The organism is Pseudomonas sp. MPB23 (assembly GCF_046605395.1).
Classification (GTDB): domain Bacteria; phylum Pseudomonadota; class Gammaproteobacteria; order Pseudomonadales; family Pseudomonadaceae; genus Aquipseudomonas.
The window spans coordinates 882,380-906,093 of record NZ_CP176771.1 but is presented as its reverse complement, the minus strand read 5'-3'; the positions used below and the strand labels follow the sequence as shown (position 1 = coordinate 906,093).

Sequence of the window (23,714 nt, the reverse complement as noted above, 5' to 3'; positions counted from 1 at the left end):
CGTATTTCAGCGGTAGATATCTTCCCGCGTCCACGGCAGTTCATGGCTGCCATCGGCGTGGGGTTTCACCGCGAGAATCTGATGCAGGTTGATCCAGCCTCGGGCAAACGCATAGGCGCAACCGGCCAGGTACAGCCGCCAGATGCGCAGCGCCTGTTCCGGCACCATTTTCGCCGCCGCTTCCAGGTTGTCTTCCAGGCGCTCGCTCCAGTGGTCCAGGGTGCGCGCGTAGTGCAAGCGCAGGCTTTCGACATCGACCACTTCCAGCCCGACTTCGCTGATCTCGGCGGTCATCATCGCCAGGTGCGGCAGTTCGCCGTTGGGGAAGACATAGCGCTCGATAAAGTCCCCGGCGCCACGGCCCACGGGGCGACCGTCAGTGTGTTTGGCGGTAATACCATGGTTCATCACCAGGCCGCCTTCACGCACCGCGCCAAACAGGGTCTTGCAATACTGCGCCAGGTTCGCGTGGCCGACGTGCTCGAACATGCCCACGCTCACGGCTTTGTCGAAGCGGCCATCTTGTGGCAGGTCGCGGTAATCCAGGAGTTGCAGGTCCACCTGATCCTCCAGGCCCTCGGCTTTCACCCGCTCACGCGCCAGGGCCAACTGCTCCTTGCTCAAGGTGATGCCGAACACTTTGACCCCGAACTCCCGCGCCGCATAACGCGCCAGCCCGCCCCAACCGCAGCCGACGTCGAGCAAGTATTCCCCCGGCTGCAAGCGCAACTTGCGGCACAGATGGCGGAATTTGTCTTGCTGAGCCTGGTCGATGGACTCGCTGCCGGTTTCGAAATAACCGCAGGAATACGCCATGTCCTGGTCCAGCCAGAGCTGGTAGAACTCGTTGGACAGGTCGTAATGGTAGGAAATCGCCGCTGCGTCAGTGGCCTTGTCGTGGATCGAGCGCACCGGACGACTCCCCTCGTCGTCATCGATCAGGGCGTGACTCAATTCGTCACACACCCGGATCACTTCGGTGATGGAACCTTCCAGCTCCAATTTGCCCTCGACGAAGGCCTCGCCCAATAAATCGAGCGTGGGATGGGAAAGCCTGGAGACGACCGTGGGGTCCTTCACCACGATGGTCACACTGGGCTCGGGGCCCAAGTTGAATTCATGGCCATCCCAGAGTCGAAGACGCAGCGGTAACTGAAGTTTCTGTAAGGCCGGTGGAAGTTGCGCAAGCATGAGTAGTCCCCCCTTTGTTTCAGACTGTTTCAGACGTCTGGAATGAGGGTAGACCATCCGACGACAAAGTAGGAGGCTATCGAATTAATCGCGCGCTTCTATGGGCCTCGACGCTCGAGCAGCCCATCCTGGACCCACTGCTTCAGCCACGTAACGGCTTGCAGTGGCGCACCCTCTGCATAAGTGACTGCCAACTCGGCACACAATTCTGAAAAATTCCAGCCGGTGGTCACCATGCCTGCCAGGGCACAGGCTTGCGCAGGATCGAGGCTGCGGTACTGGCACACGTTCTGATGACGCCAGACCAGGCAAATCTGTGCCAATTCAAGGGCCTGGCTGGGGGGAAACTCCGACTCGTCCTTGCTCGCCCGCCAAAGCGCCACGGTATTGAAGCGGCAAAGCATCTGCTGCACCGAGCGCGCCAGGGTCACCTGCAAACCCGGCCAGTCTTCGGGCGGTAGCTGGGCCATGTCGTCCAGGGTCAGCGGTTGCCCCTGCGGCGCATCGAACGCCAGGGTAAAAGCCCACTCCAGGCGCGCCAATTCGGCCAGCGGCGCGCTCTGCTCGTCCACCAGGTGCTCGAGAATAAACGCCGGGAAGCGCTCCCCCAGCCAGCGCAAGCTGAAGTGAGCGGACGGATAACGGCGCACATAGGCCTCGGTCAGCGCCGCGAATTCTTCATCGCCCAGCCAATAGCGGATGGCGCCGAAGTCATGCCGCAACACCTCCTGCAGCCGCGAAAGGTAGGCGTTGTGATAAATCGCCAGACCCGTGTCCACATCCAGCGTCGGCCCGCCGAGCAAGGTGGTGGCAAAGAGGCTATTGGCCGTCGACGTTTCAGATAGCAGGTGCTGTTCAAAAGCCAGTTGCCAATCGATCAGGCGCATAGCGACCTCCTGGCCAGGGCCATGGCCCCCAGTTCACGGGCCTTGCTCAACTCGGCGAGCAGTTCTTCGAACGGCGGGAAATGGTCATCGCGCTCCAGCAGCGTGGAGATCGGCCCGAAGTGCTCCAGGGTCTGTTGATACAACGCCCACACCGGATCGCACACCGGATGATCGTGGGTATCGACCACGTAGTCGCCGTAGTCCATGTGCCCGGCCAGGTGCAGTTGACGAATGCGTTCGGGCGGCAAGTTGCGGATAAAGGTCCAGGCGTCAAACCCATGGTTGCGCGAGCTGACATAGACGTTATTGACGTCCAGCAGCAATTGGCAGCCCGACAATTGGGCCAGGGCGTTAAGGAATTCCCATTCGGTAAATTCATCGGCCTTGGCGCGCACATAGCTGGAGACGTTTTCCAGCACCAGCGGGCGCTGCAACACGTCTTGCACCTGACGCACGCGGGCGGCCACGTGGTAGAGGCTTTCTTCGGTATAAGGCAGGGGCAGCAGGTCATGCAACTGGTGCGCGTTGCCGCGGCTCCAGCACAGGTGATCGGAAATCCACGCCGGCTGGATACGCTCGGCCAGGGATTTGATTTGCTTGAGGTAATCGGTGTCGAGCGCATGGGGCCCGCCGATGGACAGGGACACCCCGTGCATCACCAGCGGATAGCGCTCGGCGATGGCGTCCAGGAAGTACAGGGCCTTGCCGCCCTGCACCAGATAATTCTCGGAAATCACCTCGAACCAATCCACAGGTGGCGATTGTTCAAGGATCTGCTGGTAGTACTCACTGCGTAAACCCAGGCCGTAGCCGAGGTGTGGAAGGGAGACGGACATAAGACACTCCTGGGCAACGTGTCCGCAGCGGTTGGAGGCAGCCGCTGCGGGTGCACGCGGTTGCCGGTTACTCGCCGACTTTACCGCCAGCCGCGTCGCAGGCGGCCTTGGTCATGGCCTTGAAACCGTGGCCCTTGCAGACCGCTTGACCTTTGCAGTCGTTTTCAGCGGTCTTGCAGTCGTTCATGCCTTTGCAGGAAGTCACGCCGTAGCAATGAACGGGAGCGTCCGCGGCCTGGACCTGGGTCGCGACACCGGCAAACATGGACGCGGCAGCGATAGCCAGGGCAGCACCGGAAACGACATTTTTGATGTTCATTGTGTAATCCTCATCGATCAGTAGGGGTGTCGGACCGAACGGGTTGTTCGGTCTCGACACCCCACTAGAGTGAGGTCCCCCATCGGCGTTACAGGCGCCGCAAAAAATTTCCGCAAATCATTCCTCAAGCTTCGACAGCGGCTCGTGAAACCGTAGCAACCGCCCGGCATTGCCCAACACCAGCAAGGTGCTGAGGTTATGCAGCACCGCAGCAATCATCGCCCCGGCGGCGCCCAGCCAGCCGAACGCGGCAAACACCACGATCGCCAGCGTCCAGCCCAGGCCGATGATCACATTGACCTGCAAGGTGTGCCGGCACTGGCGACTCAAGCGCACGCAAGTGCCCAGCCGGCGCAGGTCGCTGCCGATCAACACCACATCCGCCGAGGCCAGTGCGATGTCCGCCCCGCCCGCGCCCATGGCCACGCCGACCACCCCGGCCTTGAGCGCCAGGGAATCGTTGATGCCATCGCCCACCACCATCGGCCGGAAGCCGCTGCCGATCTCACCCAGCACGCGGTTGAGCTTGTCTTCCGGCAGGGCCTGGGCTTCGACGTCGCTGATGCCCACGTCCAGCGCCAGGCTGTCGGCCACGCTTTGACGGTCGCCGGTCAGCAACAGTTGCCGGCCCAGGCCCAGGTCGCGCAGCTCTTGCAGGGCCTGGCGGGCTTCCGGTTTGACGCTGTCGGCCAGCAACAGCCAGGCGAGGAACTGTCCGTTCAGCGCCAACCCGGCAATCGGGCCGTCGTGGTTCGGCACGCTCGTCGTGACAATGCCCAATTGCTCGAACAACTCCGGTCGCCCCAGCGCCGCTTCGCCCTGGTCGGTCTGCGCCAGCACGCCCAGCCCCTGGCGTTCGCGGATATCGGTCAAACCCAGCAATTGCTCCTGGGTCGCCAAGCCCGCTAACGCGCGGCTGACCGGATGGCTGCTGGCCGACCCCAGGCTGGCGGCGAGATTGAGCAGCGCCTGGCGATCCGTCGACGCGGTCTGGATGGACTGCAAGCGCAGGGTGCCAAAGGTCAGGGTGCCGGTCTTGTCGACCACCAGCGAGGTCAGGTCCGCCAACTCTTCGAGGAACGCCGAGCTGCGGATCAGAATCCCATGGCGCGCCGCCACGGCAATCCCGGCAATCGCCGTGGCCGGCGCCGACAGCACCAAGGCACATGGGCACGCCGCCACCAGCACGGCCAGCATCGCCTGGGCATCGTTGGTGACAAACCAGGTGACCGCCGCCAGCAACAGCACCAACACCATATAGCTGCCGGCATAACGCTCCAGCAGCCGCGTGATCGGCGGCTTGGAGCGCTCGGCGTTCTGCATCAGCGCGATAACTTTGCCCAGGGTCGATTCCTCGCCGGTGCGGGTCACTTGCAGGCGCAGCAGGCCATCGAGGTTGATCGCCCCGCCAAACACCTGCACGCCGACACTGGCTTCCAGCGGCACCGACTCGCCGGTGATCGGCGCCGTGTCGAGGCTCGCCTGGCCCGACAGCACCACGCCATCGGCGGGCACGCGGTCGCCGGCGCGCACTTCGACGATATCGCCAGTGTGCAACGTGCCGTTGTCGACTTCGACGATGCTCCCGTCAGCCTGCACCCGGCGCGCCTGGCTGCGGGTCAGTTTGCCCAGGGCATGGATCGCTTCCTGGGAGCCGATCACGCTGCGCTCCTCCAGCACATGGCCGAAGATCATGATGATCGGCAGCAACGCGGCGGTCAGCAGATCGCCAGTGGCCCAGGCGCCGAGCATCGCCAGGGCGATCAGTTGGTCGGTGATGCCGTGCAGGCTGGGGAAGCGCAGGCTGTACCAGGCCGAACGCATCACCGGCACCGCCACCAGCAACGAGGCGACCCCCAGCAGCAACTGGCTCACGCCTGTCTGGTCCGGCGCCAGCCAGCGCCACACCAGGCCCAGCACCAACAAGCCGAGGGCGAGCATGGCCAGGGTCAATTGCCGGGCGGCGCTGCGCTGCTCGGCGGAGGTCAGCATGGGCGCGCTCATTGTTCGGCTCCCTGGATGATCAAGCGGGAGTCGTCTTTAGGATCGACTGTGGTCACCGAGCCGGCCTGGCCGAGAATCTTCGGCAAGCGCTCGCGGTACAGGCGCAGCAGCAAGCCGGGGTCTTTGACTTGGGCCAGACTGGCGACGGCGGCGGTTTGCGCCTGGGCATTGGCCAGGCGTTCGCTGGCCTGGGCATGGGCGACTTGCACCAGGCGGTCGGCCTCCTGGTTGGCGGTCTGGGTGAGTTTTTCCGCGTCGGTGCGGGCGTTGGCCACGGCTTTGTCGGCTTGCTGGCTGGCGGTGAGCACCGCGTTGAACGCATTCACCGCCGGGCCCGGCAAGCTCGATTGCACATCGACGCGGGTGACTTCGATGCCCAATCCCAAGCCGCTGGCGGTCAACTGCGCCAGGCGCTTGTTGATGCCTTGCACCAGATCGCCGCGCAGCCGTTCACGCCGTTCGGCGGCGCCGTTGTCGCTGCCGATCAGTTCGGGGCGCGCCACCAGGATCGTGTCCAGATCCCGCGCCGCCGTCAGCGCCACCGCGCTGCGCGTCACCAGGCGATCCAGCGCCGGCAGCACGTGCTCGCCCTGCAACACAAAGGCATAGGGCTCGGTGACCTTGTAGAACACTCGCACATCCAACTGCACCACGCCGGCGTCGCCGGTCAGCAGGTAGCCGGAACCGGCCAGGGCATCGCTCAACGGCGTGGCGAGACTGGCCACGCGGTCGGCCTGGCTCGCCGCCTCGGAACGCAGCAGGTTGTCCACCCGGCGCTCGATCACGCGGTCGGCCGCCGGCAACAACACCACCTGCTCGAATGGCCGCGGCCACGCCAGCAACAGCCCGGCGTTCTGGATACGGTCCAGGGCGCCGAAGTGCAGCACCACGGCGCGGTTCTGCGGGTCGATCTGGCACACGTTGGAAAACGCCCAGGCCAACGCCGCCAATACGGTCACCGCGTACAGCGCCATGAAGGTCAGGCGCCCGGCCTGAATCCAGGGGCTGTCCGGGCTGTCACGCTCGGTCATGGCTGGACATCCTTCGGTCCGTCCACCAGCGCGCGGAACGGCGCGGCATCGGTGCGCAGGATGATCTTGGTGCCGGGAGTGACCACGGTGCCCAGGGTATCGAGGGAGCGCAGCAGGTTATACAGCTGGGGATTGCCCGCGTAGGCGCGACCATAGATCTGCGCCGCTTCGACCCGCGATTGCGCTTCGATGTCGGCGGCTTTCACCGTGGCATCGGCCTGCACGATCCGCGCATCGCGTTCAGCGGCGGAGCGAATCTGCGCAGCTTCACGCTTGCCCACGGCGGTGCGTTCGGTGGCGATGGTTTCGCGCTCGGCGCGCATGCGGTCGACGGTGGCGGTCAGAGTGACCGACGGCAAGGTCAGCCGCTCGATGCCCACCTGCGCCACGCGCACGCCATAGGTGGTAAGCAATTGTTGGTCGATCTGCTGACGCAACTGCGCCTCGAAATCGGCGATGCGCACTTGGCTGGCATCGGTATTGATCAGGCTGGACAGGTCGAAGCTGGCCGCCGTGGTTTCCAGCGCCGAGCCGACGAAGGTGCGAATCTGCCGCGCCGCTTCATCCGGCTGGTTCTGCACCGCGCGCATGAAGCGCTGCACATTGTCAGCATCGCCCTGCACCTGCCACGCCACATAGGCCTGGACGATGATGCGCAGGCCATCGCGGGTGCCCACATCCTGCAAACCGCTGGAGGTGGTACGCAGGCGCAGGTCCACCGGGATCGCCGCCTCGAACGGTGCCGGCCAGCGCCAGCCCAGGCCCGGTTCCAGCAGCACCCGCGACGGGTTGCCGAAACGGGTAATCACCGTGGCTTCGCCGGACCGCACTTGCACCAGGCTCGCCGCCGCTACCGCGAACAGCACCAGCAACACGGCCCAGGCCATGCGACGCCAAGGGAAGGGCCCCGCAGCCTGTTCATCGCCGTGATGATGGTGGTGGTGATGGCCATGATGATGATCGTGAGAATGAGCGCTCAACAGACAGACTCCTTATTGAACGGCTTTACGCGGCACCGAAGGATCGGCCGGCAAGGTAAAAGAACGCAGATCGATCGTCGGCGCGCCATCGGCGCCCAGGCGATGATCCAGAATCAACAGCTTGGCGTGGGCCAGGCCCTGGGTCAGTTGGCCGAGGTACTGCTCCAGCACGAAGGCTTTGCCCGCACTGGCGTAGGCCTTTTGTTCGGCGGCAAAGCGCAGCTCCGCCGCCTGGGCGCCGGCATTCACTTCGCGGGCGCTGGCCACGGCCTGGTCGCGGGCGGTGCTGGCTTGCAGCAAGGCCTGGTTGGTGTGTTCGCTGGCGGCGCCGCGCTCGCGGGAGATCAGGGCCTGGGCGCCGATCTGGGCGGCCTGCACGCCGTGGTAGGCATTCGCGGCGCCGGCCGGTGGGTGGATGGCTTCCACCACCGTGGCGAGGATTTCCACACCGCTGTCGAGCTTTTGCAGGTCTGCCTGCACGGCGCGGCCGATCTCGTCGGCCAGGCCGATGCGTTGCTCGCCGAGCAGTTCGTCGAGGGTGCGCGAGGCAAAGTCGTGCACGAGGATGCGGCTGGCGGTGCTGCGGATCAGGGTCGGCACATCCGCACTGTTATAGGTGGCGGCCAGCGCGGCCTGGTCGGTGAGGCCGATGCGGTAGACGAAACGCACATCCATGTTGACGATCTGGAAGCTCTGCTTGTCGCCGCTGCTGCTGGCGATCACCTGGGATTTATCGTTCACGTGGCTGGCGTCCCACAAGCGATTGGCGATCAGCGGCGCCGGGCCTTCGGCGGCGGCCAGCTCGGGCGCGACAGCTTCGCCGACGCTGGTGGCGAGCTCATGCACCACGCCGTTCTCCACGCTGATCACGCGGCCCAGGGGCCAAGGCAATCCGGCATGCAAGCCAGGGCCGAACACATCGACCGGTTTGCCGAAGCGCTCATAAATCCCACGACCCTGCAGGGGCACTTCATGCACACCAGTCAGCGCCCAGCCCACCGCGAGCACCACCAGCAGCACCGGCAAAAACGCCCGGCGCATGTAGGTAAAGGCCCAGATCTGACGCAGGTCGATGCCAAAGCGGTTGTGCAATTCATGCTGCAACGCCAGCAAGGGTTGCGGCGGCCAGCGCAGCAACCCGGCGATAAAGCTCTGGGCCATCAGGCGCGGTTCGAGACGTGGCTGGCGCGGGCTGAACAGCGACAGCACGCCACGCAATAGAAACTCCAGTGCCACCAACGCCGGCAACAGCCCGGTCAGCACCGCCAGGCGTAGCGGCCAGACCGACTCGGCACCCGCAAACAGCAGGCAGATCGCGCTGACCACCAGGCAACTGATCGCCACCCGGCTCAGTTGCGCCAGTTGCGTGGCTTCCGGCCATTGCGCTGGGGTTTCCTGGGCCAAGCGGCGTTCAAACACCAGCAAGCCAAACGCCAACGCCAAGGCCAGCGCCGCGCCGACGCTGGCGGACTGACCGACAGGCGCAGCGGGCAAAGCCAGGTTCCAGAACTCAAGGATGCTGACCAGCGCCAGCAGCGACCAACCGCCGAGCCATAGCACCGGCGCGCCGAGGTGGGCAAGCAGGCCGCCGCCGAAACGGTTGATCAGGCCTCGGTGCCAGGTGGCCGATTCAGCGGGCAACTCGATCAATTCGGTGGACGGCTCTTCCAGCGCCTGGGCACGCCAATCGGCCACCCACCACGCCGACTGCAACCCCGCCACCAGCAGCAACAACGCCGACGCGCAGTTGATCAGCACCACCGGCCAGATCGACAACGGCGCAAACAGCGCGACAAACAACGCCAGCACCCAACCGCCAATGGCCAGAACGCTCAGGCTGATCCCGGCTTGACGCAATCGACGGGCATGAAACAGCCCTTGCTGAAAACGCGGCAGGCCTTCCACCGAGGCGCCCTCCGCTTCTAGATCCAGTTGCATCCACTTACGCCCGCTTGTACACAATTCGTTACGATATAACACGTCCCGTGAAATTTTTGTTCGTTGAATACCGTATTTACCGACAACACCGCCCCTCTGTGGGAGGGGCTTGCTCCCGATAGCGGTCGATGCGCCATCACTGGTGCCGCCCACCAATAATCGGCACACTCCAAAGCAGTTTTTCGCGGGTTCACGGACAAGGAAGCGTCACGCCCATGATTTCGATCTATCAGCTCAAACCGCGGTTTCAAAACCTGCTGCGTCCCCTCGTGCAGCGCCTCTACGACAACGGCACCACCGCCAACCAGATCACCGTGCTGGCCGGCGTCGTGTCCCTGCTGGTCGGCCTGTTGATCGCCGGCTTCGCCGAACACCTCTGGCTGTTTGCGCTGATCCCGCTGTGGATGATCCTGCGCATGGCCCTCAACGCCATCGACGGCATGCTCGCCCGGGAATTCGGCCAGCAGTCGCGCCTGGGCGCCTACCTCAATGAACTGTGCGACGTGATCGCCGACAGCGCGCTGATCCTGCCCTTCGCCCTGATCCCCGGCGTGAGCCTGGCGCCGGTGCTGCTGGTGGCGCTGCTGGCGGTGTTCAGCGAATACGCCGGCGTGCTCGGGCCGATGGTCGGTGCGTCGCGGCGCTACGACGGGCCGATGGGCAAGAGTGATCGCGCGTTCGTCCTCGGCGTGCTGGCCACCGGCGTGGCGCTGGGTTGGCTCGGTGCCGGTTGGGTCGACACGGTGATGTGGCTGGTCGCCGCCCTGCTCGCCTACACCCTGTTCAATCGGGTGCGCCAGGGCCTCAAAGAAGCACAAGACGTTTCCCCTTCTGCATAAGGATTTTGCGATGCGCGAACAGCAAGCACAGACCTTCAGTACCCATGATGGCGTCGAGCTTTTCTACCGGCACTGGCCGGCCACGGCGCCGACGGACAGCGAGCCGCGTCAGGCGATCCTGCTGTTCCATCGCGGCCACGAGCATTCGGGGCGTATCGCCCACCTGGTCGACGAACTCAACCTGCCTGGGTTCGACTTCTTCGCCTGGGACGCCCGTGGCCACGGCCAATCCCCCGGCGAGCGCGGTGACAGCCCCAGCTTCGCCACCAGCGCCCGCGATGTGCAGACCTTCTGCGACCACATCGGCGCGACCTATGGCATAGAAGAAGAACAGGTCGCCGTGATCGCCCAAAGCGTCGGCGCGGTGATCGCGGCCACCTGGGTGCACGATTACGCCCCGAAGATCCGCGCCCTGGTGCTCGCCTCCCCGGCCTTCAAGGTCAAGCTGTACGTCCCGTTCGCGCGGCCCGGCCTGGCGCTGATGCGCCGGTTTCGCGGCAACTTTTTCGTCAACAGTTACGTCAAGGCCAAGTTCCTCAGCCACGATCCGGCACGTGTGGCCTCCTATGACAGTGACCCGCTGATCACCAAAGCGATTTCGGTGAATGTGCTGCTCGGTCTGTACGAAGCCGCCGACCGGGTGGTCGCCGATGCCCAGGCGATCCAGGTGCCGACCCAACTGCTGATCTCCGGCTCCGACTTCGTGGTGCACCGCCAACCCCAGCAGCAGTTTTTCGACCGCCTCGGCAGCCTGAAAAAAGAGCTGCATATCCTCCAAGGCTTCTTCCACGACACCCTCGGCGAACGCGACCGCGCGCTGGCCGTGAACAGCGCCAGGCGCTTTATCCTGCAGAATTTCGCCCACCCGCTGGACCGCGCCCCGCTGCTGGATGCCGACAAGCTGGGCTTCACCTGCGTCGAGTCCGAAGCCCTCGCCGCGCAGCTGCCGCGTAACTCCCTGCGCGACCTGTACTGGCGGATGACCCGCGCCAGCATGGGCCTGGGCAAAACGCTGTCGGACGGCGTCAAGCTGGGCTTCGACACCGGTTTCGACTCCGGCAGCACCCTGGACTACGTGTACCGCAACACGCCCACCGGCAAAGGCGCGCTGGGACGGATGATTGACGCCAACTACCTCAACTCCATCGGCTGGCGCGGCATTCGCCAGCGCAAGCTGCACGTCGAAGAGCTGCTGCGCCTGGCCATGGCCAAACTGCGCGCCGATGATCGCGAAGTGCGTATCGTCGATATCGCCGCCGGCCACGGCCGCTACATTCTCGAAGCCTTGCAGGGCGTGTCGCCGCTGCCGGAATCGATCCTGCTGCGCGACTACAGCGACATCAACGTGCGCGACGGTGGCGCGCTGATCCGCGAGAAGGGCCTGGGGGACATCGCGCAGTTCGTCAAAGGCGATGCGTTCGATCGCGCCGATCTGGCCGCGCTGGAGCCCAAGCCGACCTTGGCCGTGGTGTCGGGGCTGTATGAGTTGTTTGCCGATAACGCCATGGTCGGCGCTTCATTAGCGGGCCTGGCCGAAGCGGTGGAGCCGGGCGGTTACCTGGTCTATACCGGCCAACCGTGGCACCCGCAGTTGGAACTGATCGCCCGCGCATTGACCAGCCATCGCCAGGGCCAGGCCTGGGTGATGCGCCGGCGCAGCCAGGCGGAAATGGATCAACTGGTGCACGCCGCCGGTTTCCGCAAGATCACCCAACGTGTGGACAAGTGGGGCATCTTTAGCGTGTCCCTGGCGCAGAAGATCTGAACATGCGCGAGCCCGGTTTATTGAAACCTGCGGTCCTGTGGCTGCTGCTGTTGGCGCCGCTGTTTTTCAGCACCTACGGCTTTGCCACCTGGGTCACAAACCAGCGCAGCGACGTGGGCACGCTGGTGTTCGACTGGGAAACCCACATGCCGTTCCTGGCCTGGACCATCGTGCCCTACTGGTCTATCGACCTGCTTTACGGCTTCTCCCTGTTGCTGCCCAACAGCCGCCATGAACTGAAACAACACGCCCTGCGCCTGCTGACGGCCCAGGTCATCGCCGTCAGTTGCTTCCTGATCTGGCCGCTGCGCTTCACCTTCGAGCGGCCGGCGCTGGATGGTGTGTTCGGCTGGCTGTTCGACGTACTGGCCGGCTTCGACAAACCGTTCAACCAGGCGCCGTCGCTGCATATCGCGCTGCTGGTGATCCTGTGGATCATCTACCAACGCCACACCCAGGATGCCTGGCGCTGGCTGGTGCATGGCTGGTTCGGGTTGATCGGACTTTCGGTGCTGACCACTTATCAACACCACTTTATCGACTTACCCACAGGCGCCCTGGCGGGTTGGCTGTGCGTGTGGCTATGGCCGCTGGAACACCCGAGCCCGCTGTTCAATGCGCGGCTGACCCGTGATTCCACGCGCTGGCGCCTGGGGTTGCGCTACGGCCTGGGCGCGCTGGGGCTGTGCATCCTCGCGCTGACTTACGGCGGGTGGTGGCTATGGCTGCTGTGGCCGGCGCTGTCCCTGGGGCTGATCATGACGAATTACCTCGCCCTCGGCGCGCGAGGTTTCCAGAAGCGTACCGACGGTCGACTGAGCCCCGCCGCGCGCTGGCTGTATACGCCGTATCTGGCAGCGGCCTGGCTCAATTCACGGCTGTGGACGCGCACGCATCCACAGCCCGACCTGATTGTGGATAACGTCTCGCTCGGTCGGCTTCCTACCGCGCATGAGCAAGGTTCATTCAAGGCCATCGTCGATCTGTGCGCGGAATTGCCGATTAATCCACAGGGCCGTGCCTATCAATGCATCCCCGTCCTCGACCTGATCGCGCCGACATCCGCCGAATGCCTGCAAGCCGCGCAAGCCATCGAACGCTTGCGCGCCAGCGGCCCGGTGCTGGTGTGCTGCGCCCTTGGCTATTCGCGCAGCGCCACCGCTGTGGCGGCTTGGCTACTGCACAGCGGGCGCGCCACTACGGTGGATCAGGCACTGGCTATTATTCGTACAGCGCGGACCCAGGTGGTCCTGCATCCCGCTCATCGCCATGCGTTGGAGGCCTTGCCCCATGCCCGCTGATATGGAACTCCAGGTCGTCGCCAGCCTGCTGCGCCGAGGGCGTTCGCTGGATCAGTTATCCACAGGACTGACCGTGGCCGGTGTGTTGTTCGGCCTGGCGCAATTGTTGATGGTGAGTATTTCCACGGTCTGCCTGCTGCTCAGCCTGTGGATGATTATCCTCGGCCTGCTGCAGAAGTATTGGGCGCTGCGCGTGGCCTTCGACGCCGACCTGTTCGCCCTGCTCGCCCGCGACACCGAGCGCACCGCGGACCTCGACCAGGCCCTGCAAACCCTTGGCCTGCAATCGGCACAGCGTGCCGGCCGGCCCTGGACCGAACGCCGTCGCGGCGCGCTCAAACTGCTGCACAAGCAAGCCTGGCTGCTGGGCGCGCAAGCGCTGCTGACCCTGGCCACGATCCTCGCCAGCCCTTGGTTGCCTTTCGCCGGATAAGGAATTCCCATGTTCGAACCCGTGGTCTCCACCCTGATTACCTCCCTGGCGCGTACCGTCACCGGTGCCCGCAGCCTGTGGCTGGGCTGCGCGCCGGAACCGGTGCAACGCATCTACTTTGCCAACCACAGCAGCCACGGCGACTTTGTGCTGCTATGGGCCTCCTTGCCGCGGAACCTACGCACATTCACGCGCCCGGTGGCAGGCAGCGACTACTGGAATAAAAGTGCGCTGCGCCGCTACATCATCAACCGCGTGTTCAATGGCGTGTTGATCGACCGCGAGCGCAAGGACCCTGTGGATAACCCCTTGCAGCCGATGCTCGCCGCCCTGGAAGGCGGGACTCGCTGATCATCTTTCCCGAAGGCACACGCAATCTGGAAGACGGCCTGCTGCCGTTCAAAAGCGGCTTGTATCACCTGGCAAAAAGTTACCCACAGGCGCAATTGATCCCGGTGTGGATCGCCAACCTCAACCGGGTCATGCCCAAGGGCCGCGTGCTGCCGCTGCCTTTGTTGTGCACCACCAGCTTCGGCGCGCCGCTGCACTTGGAAGCAGACGAAGACAAAGCCGCATTCCTTGCCCGCAGCCGCGACGCGCTGCTCGCCCTCGCCCCGGAGCATGTCTGACATGGATAGCCAAACCCTGATGTTGTTCGGCGGGATCGGCGCGATCCTGGTGCTGGCCTCGCTGATCGGCCTGATCCTAAAGCTGCGCACCCGTGGCACGCCAAATGCGGTGATCGACAACCTCAATGCACGCATCAACGCCTGGTGGGTGATGGTGGTAGTCATAGGCATCGCCTTCTGGCTCGGCACCGGTGCGGTGATCCTGCTGTTCTATGCGGTGTCGTTCTACGCCCTGCGCGAATTCCTCACCCTCACCCCCACCCGGCGCAGCGACTACCCGGCCCTGGTGGCCGCGTTCTATGTGGCGCTGCCGCTGCAATACCTGCTGATCTATGCCGACTGGTACGGGCTGTTCTCGATCTTTATCCCGGTATACGTGTTCCTGCTGCTGCCGATCCTCGCCTCCCTCGGCGGCGACAGCACACACTTCCTCGAGCGCGCGTCCAAGGTGCAATGGGGCCTGATGATCGCGGTGTTCTGCGTGTCCTTCGTCCCCGCCCTGCTGACCCTCGACATCCCCGGCTACGAAGGCCGCAACCTGCTGCTGATTGCCTACCTGGTGATCGTGGTGCAACTGTCGGACGTGCTGCAGTACGTGTGCGGCAAACTGTTTGGCAAACACAAGATCGCGCCCAACCTGTCGCCGTCAAAAACGGTGGAAGGCTTTGTCGGCGGCATCCTGCTCTCCTCGCTGATCGGCGCGGCGCTGTGGTGGACCACGCCGTTCAACCCGTGGCAGTCGTTTCTGATTGCGCTGCTGATCAACCTGCTGGGGTTCGCCGGCGGCATTGTGATGTCGGCGATCAAGCGCGACCGGGGCGTGAAGGATTGGGGGCATATGATCGAAGGCCACGGCGGGATGCTGGATCGGTTGGACTCGGTGTGCTTTGCGGCGCCGATTTTCTTTCATCTGGTGCGGTACTGGTGGACCTGAATCCCGTCGATCCCAGGCCGACAAAAATCAACAGGCAGGAGCGAGCCTGCTCGCGAAAAACGTTAACGATAACGCGGTTAATCTGACGCCCCATGGCGATCCGAGGTTTTTCGCGAGCAAGCTCGCGCCTACACGCAACACGCCCGATGGCGCAGCGTATCCACGTCATCTTTTGTCGCAAAGACGTGTGTAAGATACGCCGCACTTAGCCAGGGATGCCTACCATGCTCGACACGTTAAAAACGATCTTTCGCCGTTTATTCGGCGCGTTAATGACTGTGGTAGGTGCCGTTTTCGGCCAATGGCATCCGCCGTTCTGGCTGCGCGCCATCGGCCATGGTCTGGCGAACCTGGGCAACAAAGCCCGTGCTTATCCACGCCAGGCGGGTGCCGGCGCAGTGGGCCTGGTGCTGCTGGCCGCCGCCGGTTTCTATGGCTGGCATTGGTACACCAACCTGCCGCAGCCCCACACTGTGGGCTATTCGCTGCACAAACCGAACCTGACCGTCTACACCCAGCAGCCCGCGGTTGTGGATAACTTGCAGGTGCGTTTTGCCGAGTCCGTCGCTCCCCTGGCGGCGATAGGCAAGCCGGTCACCGAGGGCATTACACTCAAGCCCTCTGTGGCCGGTGCCTGGCGCTGGTCCGATGACCGCACACTGGTGTTCACACCGGAAAAAGACTGGCCCATCGACGCCCCTTACACCCTCGATCTGGCGAAGAAAACCCTGCTCGCCGACGGCATCTTGCTCAGCCAGTACAGCAGCCAGTTCTCCACCCAGCCGTTCCGCGCCAGCCTTGCGCAGAACGAGTTGTACCAGGACCCGTCCAACCCGACGCTGAAACAGTTGGTGGCGACCTTCCGTTTTTCCCACCCGGTCGACGAAGAAAGCCTGCGCAAGCGGGTTTCCATCACCCTCGGCAAAGGCCTCGCCTACCGCGACGCCCAATTACCCAACCGTCCGGACATCAGCTTTGACGACACCCGGCTCAATGCCTATGTACGCTCCGCCGCCCTGGCCACTCCGTTGGAAAGCACCCCCGTCAGCGCCAAGCTCGACGAAGGCATCAAGGCCCGCGACGGCGGCAATGCCAGCAACGCGCCATTGGTGGCCGAAGTCACCGTGCCCGGCCGCTACCGCCTGACGTTTACCGCAGCCGAGGTGAGTTTTGTCGACAACGAACGCGGCGAACCCGAACCGGTGCTGATGTTCAGCAGCTCCAGCGCGGTAGCCGATGACACCATCGCCGGTAAGGTCCAGGCCTGGCTGCTGCCGGAAAAAGCCGAGGACGACACACGCCCCTACAACAGCAACGACATCGACGACGCCCTGCTCGCCCGTAGCACCAAGGTCAACCTGACCCACGTGCCCAGCGTCGAACCGCTGAATACCCTGCACGCCTTCAAGTTCAAGGCCCCAGCCGGTCGCGCGCTGTATGTACGCGTGCCCGCCAACCTGGAAGCCATTGGCGGCTACCTGGCGAAAAATCCCACCGCGTCGCTGATCAGCATGCCGGCCTATCCGCGCACATTGCAGTTCCTGTCCGACGGCGCCCTGCTCAGCCTTAACGGCGAAAAACGCCTGGGCTTCATGGCCCGTGGCGTGCCCGGCGCCCACGTGGAAATCGCGCGCCTGCTGCCCAACCAATTGCAACATTTGGTCGACCAGAGCAGCGGCAGCTTCGCCCGGCCCAACTTCGGCAACGAATATTTCGATCGCATGGTCGAGCGCCAGTCGCTGGATATTCCGCTGTCATCCTCGGACCCTGCGAAGACCGTCTACGACACTGTAGACCTGAGCCACTACCTCACCGCCAACGGCGGTCGTCGCGGCATTTTCGTACTCAAGCTCAGCCCTCAGGATGACCCGGCCGAACGCACTTTCGACTACTCGCGCAGCAGTACCAGCGACCTGCGCTTTATCGTGGTCACCGATCTGGGCATCATCGCCAAACGCTCCAGCGACGGCAGCCATGACGTGTATGTGCAGTCCATCGGCAACGGTTCGCCGGTGTCCGACGCTCAGGTCGACATCATCGGTCGCAATGGCTTGCCGGTCGCCAGCGGCCACACCGACGCCGAAGGCCACGTGCATTTCGCCAAGCTGGATGAATTGCGCCGTGAGAAAACGCCACTGATGTATGTAGTCAGTCGCGGCAACGACCAATCGTTCCTGCCTATTGCCCGTCAGTCCCAGCAACTGGATTTATCGCGCTTCGACGTAGGCGGTTTGCAAGAAGACGGTGCGATTGATCGCCTCAGCGCCTACCTGTTCACCGACCGTGGCCTGTACCGGCCCGGCGAGACCGCGCACCTGGGCATGATCGTGCGCAGCGGCAACTGGAAAGGCGCCCTGCAAGGCCTGCCGGTGGAGCTGCAAATCACCGATCCGCGTGGCCTCGAGGTGATTCGCCAGCCGCTGAAGCTGTCCGCCAGCGGTTTTGAAACCTTTGATTTCCCCAGCAGCGAAGTCGCCCCCGCCGGGGACTACACCGCAACCCTGCAGTTGATTGGCCAGAAGCAAACCCGCACCGACCTGGGCAGCGTCAGCTTCAAGGTCCGCGACTTCGAGCCGGACCGTATGAAAGTCAGCCTGAGCCTGCATGACACGCCGGTGCCGGGCTGGATTGCACCGGACCAGGTGGTGGCCAAAGTTACCGCCATGCACCTGTTCGGCGCGCCGGCGGCAGGTCGCCGTGTCAGCGCAAAAATGTCCCTGAGCCCGACGCTGGCGGCGTTCGACCGTTATCCGGATTACCGCTTCCGTCTCAACGACGCCCTGGAAGACGCCAGCAGCGAAGACCTGGCCGAAACCACGGTCGACGACAACGGCCAGGCCGTGCTCGACCTCAACCTGCAACGCTTCGCCAACAGCACCTATCGCCTGCAGGTGATGGCTCAGGTGTTCGAAGCCGAAGGGGGTCGCAATGTGGCCGCGCAAAGTGCCTTGCTGGTGTCGTCCGCACCCTATCTGGTGGGTGTGAAAAGTCAGGACTCGCTGTCGTACGTCGCCAAGGATGCGCCGCGCCAGGTGCAATGGTTGGCCGTCGCACCAGACCTCACGCCGCTGGCGGTGGATGGCCTGACCAGTGAAGTGGTCGAGCACCGTTACGTGTCGGTGCTGGTGAAACAATCCAACGGCACCTACAAGTACGAATCGCGCATCAAGAACATCAGCCAACCGGCCTCGCCTTTGGTGATGACCAAGGACGGCGCCAGGCAGACCTTGAACACCGGTACGCCGGGCGATTTCACCCTGCAACTCAAGGACGCCAACGGCAACCTGCTCAACCAGATCGACTACAGCGTGGCCGGGCGTGGCAACACCGCGCGCTCCCTGGAGCGCAACGCCGAGCTGCAACTGCGCCTGGATAAACACAGTTACGCCACGGGGGATGAGATCGCCATCAGCATTCGCGCGCCCTACACCGGCGCCGGCCTGATCACCATCGAACGCGACAAGGTCTACACCCAGCAGTGGTTCAAGGCCGACAGCACCAACAGCGTGCAGCATATCCGCGTGCCTGCGGGGCTTGAGGGCAATGCCTACGTCAATGTGCAGTTCGTGCGGGACATCGATTCGTCCGAGGTCTATATGAGCCCACTGTCCTACGGCGTGGTGCCGTTCAGCATCAACCTGGATGCGCGGCGCATGGCGCTGAAGGTCGAAGGCCCGGCGAAGATCGAGCCGGGGCAGACCCTGGACATCAAGGTCAACGCCGACCGACCGGGCCGCGCGGTGGTGTATGCGGTGGACGAAGGCATCCTGCAGGTGGCGCGCTACCAGACGCCGGACCCGTTGGGCTTCTTCTTCCAGAAGCGCGCGCTGGAAGTCGGTACCAGTCAGATCCTTGACCTGATCCTGCCGGAATTCAGCCGCCTGCTCAGTGGGGCGGCGCCCGGTGGCGATACCGAAGGCGCCCTGGCCAACCATCTCAACCCATTCAAACGCAAACATCAGCCGCCGGTGGCCTGGTGGTCCGGGCTGGTGGACCTGCCCGCCGGTGAAACCGTGCTGCACTACCAAGTGCCGGACAGCTTCAACGGCAAGCTGCGCTTATTCGCGGTGGCCGTGGACAGCGACAGCGTCGGCGTCAGCGAAGCCAGCAGCGACGTGCGCGGGCCCATCGTCATCACGCCGAACGTGCCGGCCTTTGTGGCGCCGGGCGATGTGTTCAACATCAGCGCCGGGGTGTTCAGTAACCTCGACGCCGCGGCGGAGGTGAAGTTTGAAGTGCAGACCAGCGACGGCCTGGTGGTGCAGGGCGATAAGGCCAGCACCTTGTCGCTGCAGCCGCGCAAGGAGGGCACCGCCGAGTTCAAGATCAAGGTCGGCGAAACCCTCGGCTCGGCGGACCTGCGTTTTGTCGCGGTATTGCCGGATGGCAAACGCATTCAGGTCGCCGAAACCACCTCGATCAGGCCCTTGAGCGCGCATCGCGTGGCCTTGAGCCTGGGCCGTTTCGACAGCGCCAGCAAAGAGCTCAAGCCCACCCGTGAACTGTTCAGCCAACTGCGCGACGTGCAACTGGGCGTGGCCGCCTCGCCGCTGGTATGGGCCAACGGCCTCAAGCATTACCTGGACGACTACGGTTATGCCTGCACCGAGCAGTTGGTGTCCAAAGCCATGCCCGCGTTGATCTGGGGCGGCAATGCAGCCGACGCCGAACAGGCCTTCAACAGTGCCGTGCGCATGCTGCGCCAGCGCCAGAACCCGGCCGGCGGCTTTGGTTTGTGGGCGGCCAACCCGGACGTGGCGCCGTACGCCAGCCTGTACGCCACCGACTTCCTGATCGAAGCCAGGGAGCGCGGGCTGCCGGTGCCGGAAGACCTGCTGGTGCGCGCCAATGCCTATCTGACAGACCTGGCCAACGGCCCGAGCGAAGGCCTGTCGGAATTGCGCAACCGCGCCTACGCCAGTTACCTGCTGAGCCGTCAGGGCATTCTCGTCAGCGGCGCGTTGAGTGATATCCGCGAACGTTACGAAAACTACTTCAAGGACAGTTGGCAGAACGACCTGGGCGCCGCCTACCTGGCTGCCAGCTACAAACTGCTCAAGCAGGATCGCCAGGCCGATACGCTGTTGCGCAAGGTTCCATGGCGCGCCCTTGTGGATAAGTGGGACAGCGACGGCCTGTATTACGACCCGCTGGTGCACGATGCCGAGCACTTGCACCTGCTGGCACGCCACTTCCCCGAGCTGCTCGACGATGTGCCCACCGCCCTGCTGGATAAACTCGGCAAGCGTCTCAACAAGCAGCGCTACAACTCGCTGTCGGCGGCCCTGTTGCTGCGTGCCCTGGATAACTACGGCCAACGTGCGCAAAGCGACATGACCCTCAAGGCCACCGCCTGGCTGGGCGACAAGCAGCAACAACTGCTGGAGATGGCCGGCCAGCCACCGCGCGCCGCCGTACCGGGCGCCACGCAAAAGCTGGTGCTGGAAAAATCCGACGGCCCGGCTGCGTTCTTCATGCTCAGCGAAGCCGGTTTCGACAAGGGCGCCCAGCTCAAGCCGATCAACAAAGGCCTGGAAATCATCCACGAATACCTCGACCTCAAAGGCGAGCCGGTGAGTAAAGTCGCGGTGGGTGATGAGTTCCTGGTGCGCCTGCGCCTGCGCGCGACTGACCGCGACCAGGTCCAGCAGGTGGCGGTGGTCGACCTGCTGCCGGGGGGCGTCGAGCCTGTGTATAACTTGCCGCCGGAGCCGGAAGCCGCTAGCAGTGATGAAAGCGAAGAGTCCGAGTACGTGGAAGAAGACAGCCAGGAAGCGGATGCCTGGCAAGCGCCCATCGGCGAAACCGAGCTGAGCAACTGGCAGCCGGACTACGTGGACGTGCGGGATGATCGGGTGGTGTTGTACGGCACCGCGCTGCGTGACGTAGGCACCTTCGTCTACCGCGTACGTGCCACCAACGCCGGGACCTTCAATACGCCACCGGCCTACGCCGAAGGCATGTACGAAACCACCCTGCAAGGGCGCGGCAGCGTAGGCCAGCTTGAAATTACCCAGCCTTAAACACCTGACACCGCTGCTGGCAGCGGGGCTGGTGCTGGCGGGGCTGCGGCTGTGGCCCCATGCGCCGCTGGAACAGGCCGTAACCTCGTCACGGGTGGTGCTGGCCGATGACGGCTCGCTGCTGCGCATGACCCTGGCGGATGACGGGCAATATCGCCTCTGGCTACCGCTGGAGCGCATTTCTCCTTCTCTGGTCGAGGCGCTGCTGCTCAAGGAAGACCGCCATTTCTACTGGCACCCGGGGATCAATCCCCCGGCGTTGCTGCGCGCGGCGCTGGCCACTTACAGCGGCGGCCAGCGCCAGGGCGGTTCGACCTTGAGCATGCAACTGGCGCGACGCTTGTGGGATCTGAACACGCGCCAAGTCCCGGGCAAATTGCAGCAAATGGCCTTGGCGTTGTGGCTGGAAGCACGCTACAGCAAACACGACATCCTTGAGGCCTACCTGAACCTGGCGCCCATGGGCGGCAATATCGAAGGCGCCGAGGCCGCCAGCCGCATCTACTTTGGCAAGTCAGCGGCGCAGTTGTCGTTGTCTGAAGCCTTGGCGCTGGCAGTGATCCCGCAACAGCCAGGACGACGTGCGCGCTTCGGGCCCTCACTGCAAAACGCGCGGCTGCGCTTGATGAATGACTGGCGGGAAACTTATCCACAGGACCCGCGCAACGACAGCCTGCTCGACCTGCCCCTGGAAGCCCGCAACCGCCAGCAGATCCCGTTTCTGGCGCCGCACCTGAGCGAACAACTGCTGGCGTCCCAGACCGGCAATGAGTTGAACAGCACCCTCAACCTACCGTTGCAGCAATTGCTCGAACGCCTGATCACCGGTTTTATCGCCGAACGGCGCAGCAACGGTGTGGAAAACGCCACCGCCATCCTGATCGACAGCCGCGACCAGAGCGTGAAGGCCCTGGTGGGTTCGGCGGATTACTTATCCACAGGCATCCATGGCCAGGTCAATGGGGTGCTGGCGCGACGCTCGCCGGGGTCGACCCTCAAGCCGTTTCTGTACGGGCTGGCGCTGGATCAAGGCGTGATCCACCCCATGAGCATCCTCAAGGATCTACCCAGTAACTTCGGCTACTTCCAGCCGGAGAATTTCGACGGCAGTTTTGTCGGGCCGCTGACGGCGCGGGATGCATTGATCCGCAGTCGCAATATCCCCGCGGTGTGGCTGGCCAGCCAGGTCAAGTCGCCGTCACTGTACGGTTTGCTGCAACGCGCCGGCATCAAAGGCCTGCGCGACGAGAGCCATTACGGCCTGGCCCTGGCACTCGGCGGCGGCGAGATGACCCCGGAAGAATTGGCGCGCCTGTATGTGATGCTGGCCGGCGATGGACACCTGCGGCCATTGCGCTACTTGCAGGAGCAACCCCACTCCATCGGCCCGCAACTGCTCACCCCCCAAGCCGCGTTTATGGTGCGCGACATGCTGCGGCGCAACCCGCGTCCGGATGGTTTACCCGCACGCCACTGGCGCATCGCCTGGAAAACCGGCACCTCCTGGGGCTTCCACGACGCGTGGAGCGCCGGCCTGGTCGGCCCGTACGTGCTGGTGGTGTGGGTGGGTAACTTCGACGGGCGCCCGAACCCGGCCTTCATCGGCGCCAAGACCGCCGCGCCACTGTTCTTCCGCATCGCCGACGCCCTGCCGCTGGCCTTGCCCAACGTGGTGATCAACGCCGACAAGCCACCCGCCGGATTGGTGCGCATCGACATCTGCGCCGCCTCGGGCGAACTGCCCAACCGCTGGTGCCCGCAAACCCGCAAGACCTGGTACATCCCCGGCGTGTCCCCGATTCGCGTGTCCAACCTGCACCGCCCGGTGCTGATCGACACCCGCACCGGCAAGGCCGCGTGCCCGCCGTTCGAGGCGCAATACATGCGAGAGGAAATCTTCGAGTTCTGGCCCAGCGACGTGCAACGCCTGTACCGCGCTGCCGGCCTGCCCCGACGCACACCGCCCACGGTGATGAAAAACTGCCAGCCCAACCGCACCAGCGACCCGAGCGAAGCACCGCAAATCCGCTCGCCGCTGACCCAAGTGAGCTACCAACTGCGCCTGTCCCAACCCCAGGAAAGCATCCCGCTGAACGCCAATGCGGCCAGCGACGCGACGACACTGTACTGGTTCGCCGACCAGACCCTGATCGGCCAAGGCCCGCCGCACGCTACGTTGAACTGGCGGCCGGGTAAATCGGGGGAGTATCGGTTGCGGGTCAGTGACGATCAGGGGCGGAATGCGAGCCGGGGGTTGAGGGTGGAGTTTGTGCCGTGATCGGGGCATCCCTGTCGTCGAGACCGACTTTGCCCACAGTAATGGGAAAATATCTAAAGCACCAACTCGCGCAGACCGGGCTCCGAAAACATGAAAAAAAGCACTAAAATCAATACCCACACCGAGAATATGGCATAGATTACCCCCCGAGTAACGGGTGTTCTACGGCAAACTCAATCTTGTCAATTCTGAAGGTATCATGTCAGTCTTCGGAGACGGTTGGTGCAAGGGGCCAGCTACCTCAGACAGCGATTATCATCTGCCGATGCAGGCGATCGCCCCGTTGTTTCGACTGATCACAGTGTAGAATGCTGGTTTTTTCAGTG

At 63.9% G+C, this 23,714-nt stretch carries 15 protein-coding genes and 1 pseudogene; 8 read left to right on the top strand and 8 right to left on the bottom strand.

The window, feature by feature from the left end; all coding sequences use genetic code 11:
• Positions 1 to 6: 6 nt before the first annotated feature.
• The 8 genes from cfaB to hflK (ACLH0J_RS04030) form a co-directional block, all read right to left on the bottom strand.
• Positions 7 to 1,191 carry a C17 cyclopropane fatty acid synthase CfaB gene (cfaB, locus tag ACLH0J_RS04065; RefSeq protein ID WP_411390961.1) on the bottom strand — a complete coding sequence of 395 codons (1,185 nt, stop codon included), beginning with the start codon at positions 1,189 to 1,191 and terminating at the stop codon, positions 7 to 9.
• A gap of 98 nt (positions 1,192 to 1,289) precedes the next feature.
• The gene (locus tag ACLH0J_RS04060; protein WP_411390960.1) at positions 1,290 to 2,078 is read right to left on the bottom strand and encodes a putative DNA-binding domain-containing protein; all 789 of its coding nucleotides are present in this window, start codon (positions 2,076 to 2,078) and stop codon (positions 1,290 to 1,292) included.
• Positions 2,069 to 2,914, bottom strand: coding sequence for a DUF692 domain-containing protein (locus tag ACLH0J_RS04055; protein WP_411390959.1), 846 nt, complete (start codon positions 2,912 to 2,914; stop codon positions 2,069 to 2,071). The genes ACLH0J_RS04060 and ACLH0J_RS04055 overlap by 10 nt, the downstream gene beginning before the upstream one ends.
• Positions 2,915 to 2,981: 67 nt before the next feature.
• On the bottom strand, positions 2,982 to 3,233 hold the full coding sequence (locus ACLH0J_RS04050; RefSeq protein ID WP_411390958.1) for a hypothetical protein: 252 nt from the start codon (positions 3,231 to 3,233) through the stop codon (positions 2,982 to 2,984).
• Between the two features lie 117 nt (positions 3,234 to 3,350).
• On the bottom strand, positions 3,351 to 5,237 hold the full coding sequence (locus tag ACLH0J_RS04045; protein ID WP_411390957.1) for a cation-translocating P-type ATPase: 1,887 nt from the start codon (positions 5,235 to 5,237) through the stop codon (positions 3,351 to 3,353).
• Positions 5,234 to 6,268 carry a protease modulator HflK gene (hflK, locus tag ACLH0J_RS04040; protein ID WP_411390956.1) on the bottom strand — a complete coding sequence of 345 codons (1,035 nt, stop codon included), beginning with the start codon at positions 6,266 to 6,268 and terminating at the stop codon, positions 5,234 to 5,236. Before hflK (ACLH0J_RS04040) ends, ACLH0J_RS04045 begins: the two co-directional genes overlap by 4 nt.
• Positions 6,265 to 7,251: a protease modulator HflC gene (gene hflC / locus ACLH0J_RS04035; RefSeq protein WP_411392773.1), complete on the bottom strand. Its 987-nt coding sequence runs from the start codon at positions 7,249 to 7,251 to the stop codon at positions 6,265 to 6,267. The genes hflK (ACLH0J_RS04040) and hflC overlap by 4 nt, the downstream gene beginning before the upstream one ends.
• A gap of 9 nt (positions 7,252 to 7,260) precedes the next feature.
• Positions 7,261 to 9,186 (bottom strand): protease modulator HflK, encoded by a 1,926-nt coding sequence (gene hflK, locus ACLH0J_RS04030; RefSeq protein WP_411390955.1) that lies wholly within the window; start codon positions 9,184 to 9,186, stop codon positions 7,261 to 7,263.
• A gap of 215 nt (positions 9,187 to 9,401) precedes the next feature.
• On the opposite strand from hflK (ACLH0J_RS04030), the gene ACLH0J_RS04025 reads away from it, so the two are divergent.
• The 8 genes and pseudogenes from ACLH0J_RS04025 (at position 9,402) to pbpC (ending at position 23,388) form a co-directional block, all read left to right on the top strand.
• A complete protein-coding gene (locus tag ACLH0J_RS04025) occupies positions 9,402 to 10,025 on the top strand; it encodes a CDP-alcohol phosphatidyltransferase family protein (RefSeq protein ID WP_411390954.1) in 624 nt (207 codons plus the stop codon).
• Between the two features lie 10 nt (positions 10,026 to 10,035).
• Positions 10,036 to 11,790 (top strand): bifunctional alpha/beta hydrolase/class I SAM-dependent methyltransferase, encoded by a 1,755-nt coding sequence (locus tag ACLH0J_RS04020; protein WP_411390953.1) that lies wholly within the window; start codon positions 10,036 to 10,038, stop codon positions 11,788 to 11,790.
• A gap of 2 nt (positions 11,791 to 11,792) precedes the next feature.
• Positions 11,793 to 13,091, top strand: a complete 1,299-nt coding sequence (locus tag ACLH0J_RS04015) for a phosphatase PAP2/dual specificity phosphatase family protein (protein ID WP_411390952.1) — start codon at positions 11,793 to 11,795, stop codon at positions 13,089 to 13,091.
• Positions 13,081 to 13,524, top strand: coding sequence for a hypothetical protein (locus ACLH0J_RS04010; protein ID WP_411390951.1), 444 nt, complete (start codon positions 13,081 to 13,083; stop codon positions 13,522 to 13,524). Before ACLH0J_RS04015 ends, ACLH0J_RS04010 begins: the two co-directional genes overlap by 11 nt.
• 9 nt (positions 13,525 to 13,533) lie before the next feature.
• Positions 13,534 to 14,153, top strand: a pseudogene (locus ACLH0J_RS04005) (lysophospholipid acyltransferase family protein).
• 1 nt (position 14,154) lies between these two features.
• Entirely contained in the window at positions 14,155 to 15,087 is a 933-nt protein-coding gene (locus ACLH0J_RS04000; protein ID WP_411390950.1) for a phosphatidate cytidylyltransferase, read from the top strand.
• A 224-nt stretch (positions 15,088 to 15,311) separates the two neighbouring features.
• Positions 15,312 to 21,110, top strand: a complete 5,799-nt coding sequence (locus ACLH0J_RS03995) for an alpha-2-macroglobulin (RefSeq protein WP_411390949.1) — start codon at positions 15,312 to 15,314, stop codon at positions 21,108 to 21,110.
• Entirely contained in the window at positions 21,091 to 23,388 is a 2,298-nt protein-coding gene (gene pbpC, locus ACLH0J_RS03990; RefSeq protein WP_411390948.1) for a penicillin-binding protein 1C, read from the top strand. Before ACLH0J_RS03995 ends, pbpC begins: the two co-directional genes overlap by 20 nt.
• Positions 23,389 to 23,714: the final 326 nt, after the last annotated feature.

Bases quoted from the DNA above. Each gene is read 5' to 3' on its own strand.
- hflK (WP_411390955.1), bottom strand. From the start codon at position 9,186: ATGCAACTGGATCTAGAAGCGGAGGGCGCCTCGGTGGAAGGCCTGCCG.
- ACLH0J_RS04015 (WP_411390952.1), top strand. From the start codon at position 11,793: ATGCGCGAGCCCGGTTTATTGAAACCTGCGGTCCTGTGGCTGCTGCTG.
- hflK (WP_411390956.1), bottom strand. From the start codon at position 6,268: ATGACCGAGCGTGACAGCCCGGACAGCCCCTGGATTCAGGCCGGGCGC.
- ACLH0J_RS04000 (WP_411390950.1), top strand. From the start codon at position 14,155: ATGGATAGCCAAACCCTGATGTTGTTCGGCGGGATCGGCGCGATCCTG.
- ACLH0J_RS04025 (WP_411390954.1), top strand. From the start codon at position 9,402: ATGATTTCGATCTATCAGCTCAAACCGCGGTTTCAAAACCTGCTGCGT.
- ACLH0J_RS04020 (WP_411390953.1), top strand. From the start codon at position 10,036: ATGCGCGAACAGCAAGCACAGACCTTCAGTACCCATGATGGCGTCGAG.
- ACLH0J_RS04055 (WP_411390959.1), bottom strand. From the start codon at position 2,914: ATGTCCGTCTCCCTTCCACACCTCGGCTACGGCCTGGGTTTACGCAGT.
- ACLH0J_RS04045 (WP_411390957.1), bottom strand. From the start codon at position 5,237: ATGAGCGCGCCCATGCTGACCTCCGCCGAGCAGCGCAGCGCCGCCCGG.
- ACLH0J_RS04050 (WP_411390958.1), bottom strand. From the start codon at position 3,233: ATGAACATCAAAAATGTCGTTTCCGGTGCTGCCCTGGCTATCGCTGCC.
- ACLH0J_RS04010 (WP_411390951.1), top strand. From the start codon at position 13,081: ATGCCCGCTGATATGGAACTCCAGGTCGTCGCCAGCCTGCTGCGCCGA.
- cfaB (WP_411390961.1), bottom strand. From the start codon at position 1,191: ATGCTTGCGCAACTTCCACCGGCCTTACAGAAACTTCAGTTACCGCTG.
- ACLH0J_RS03995 (WP_411390949.1), top strand. From the start codon at position 15,312: ATGCTCGACACGTTAAAAACGATCTTTCGCCGTTTATTCGGCGCGTTA.
- ACLH0J_RS04060 (WP_411390960.1), bottom strand. From the start codon at position 2,078: ATGCGCCTGATCGATTGGCAACTGGCTTTTGAACAGCACCTGCTATCT.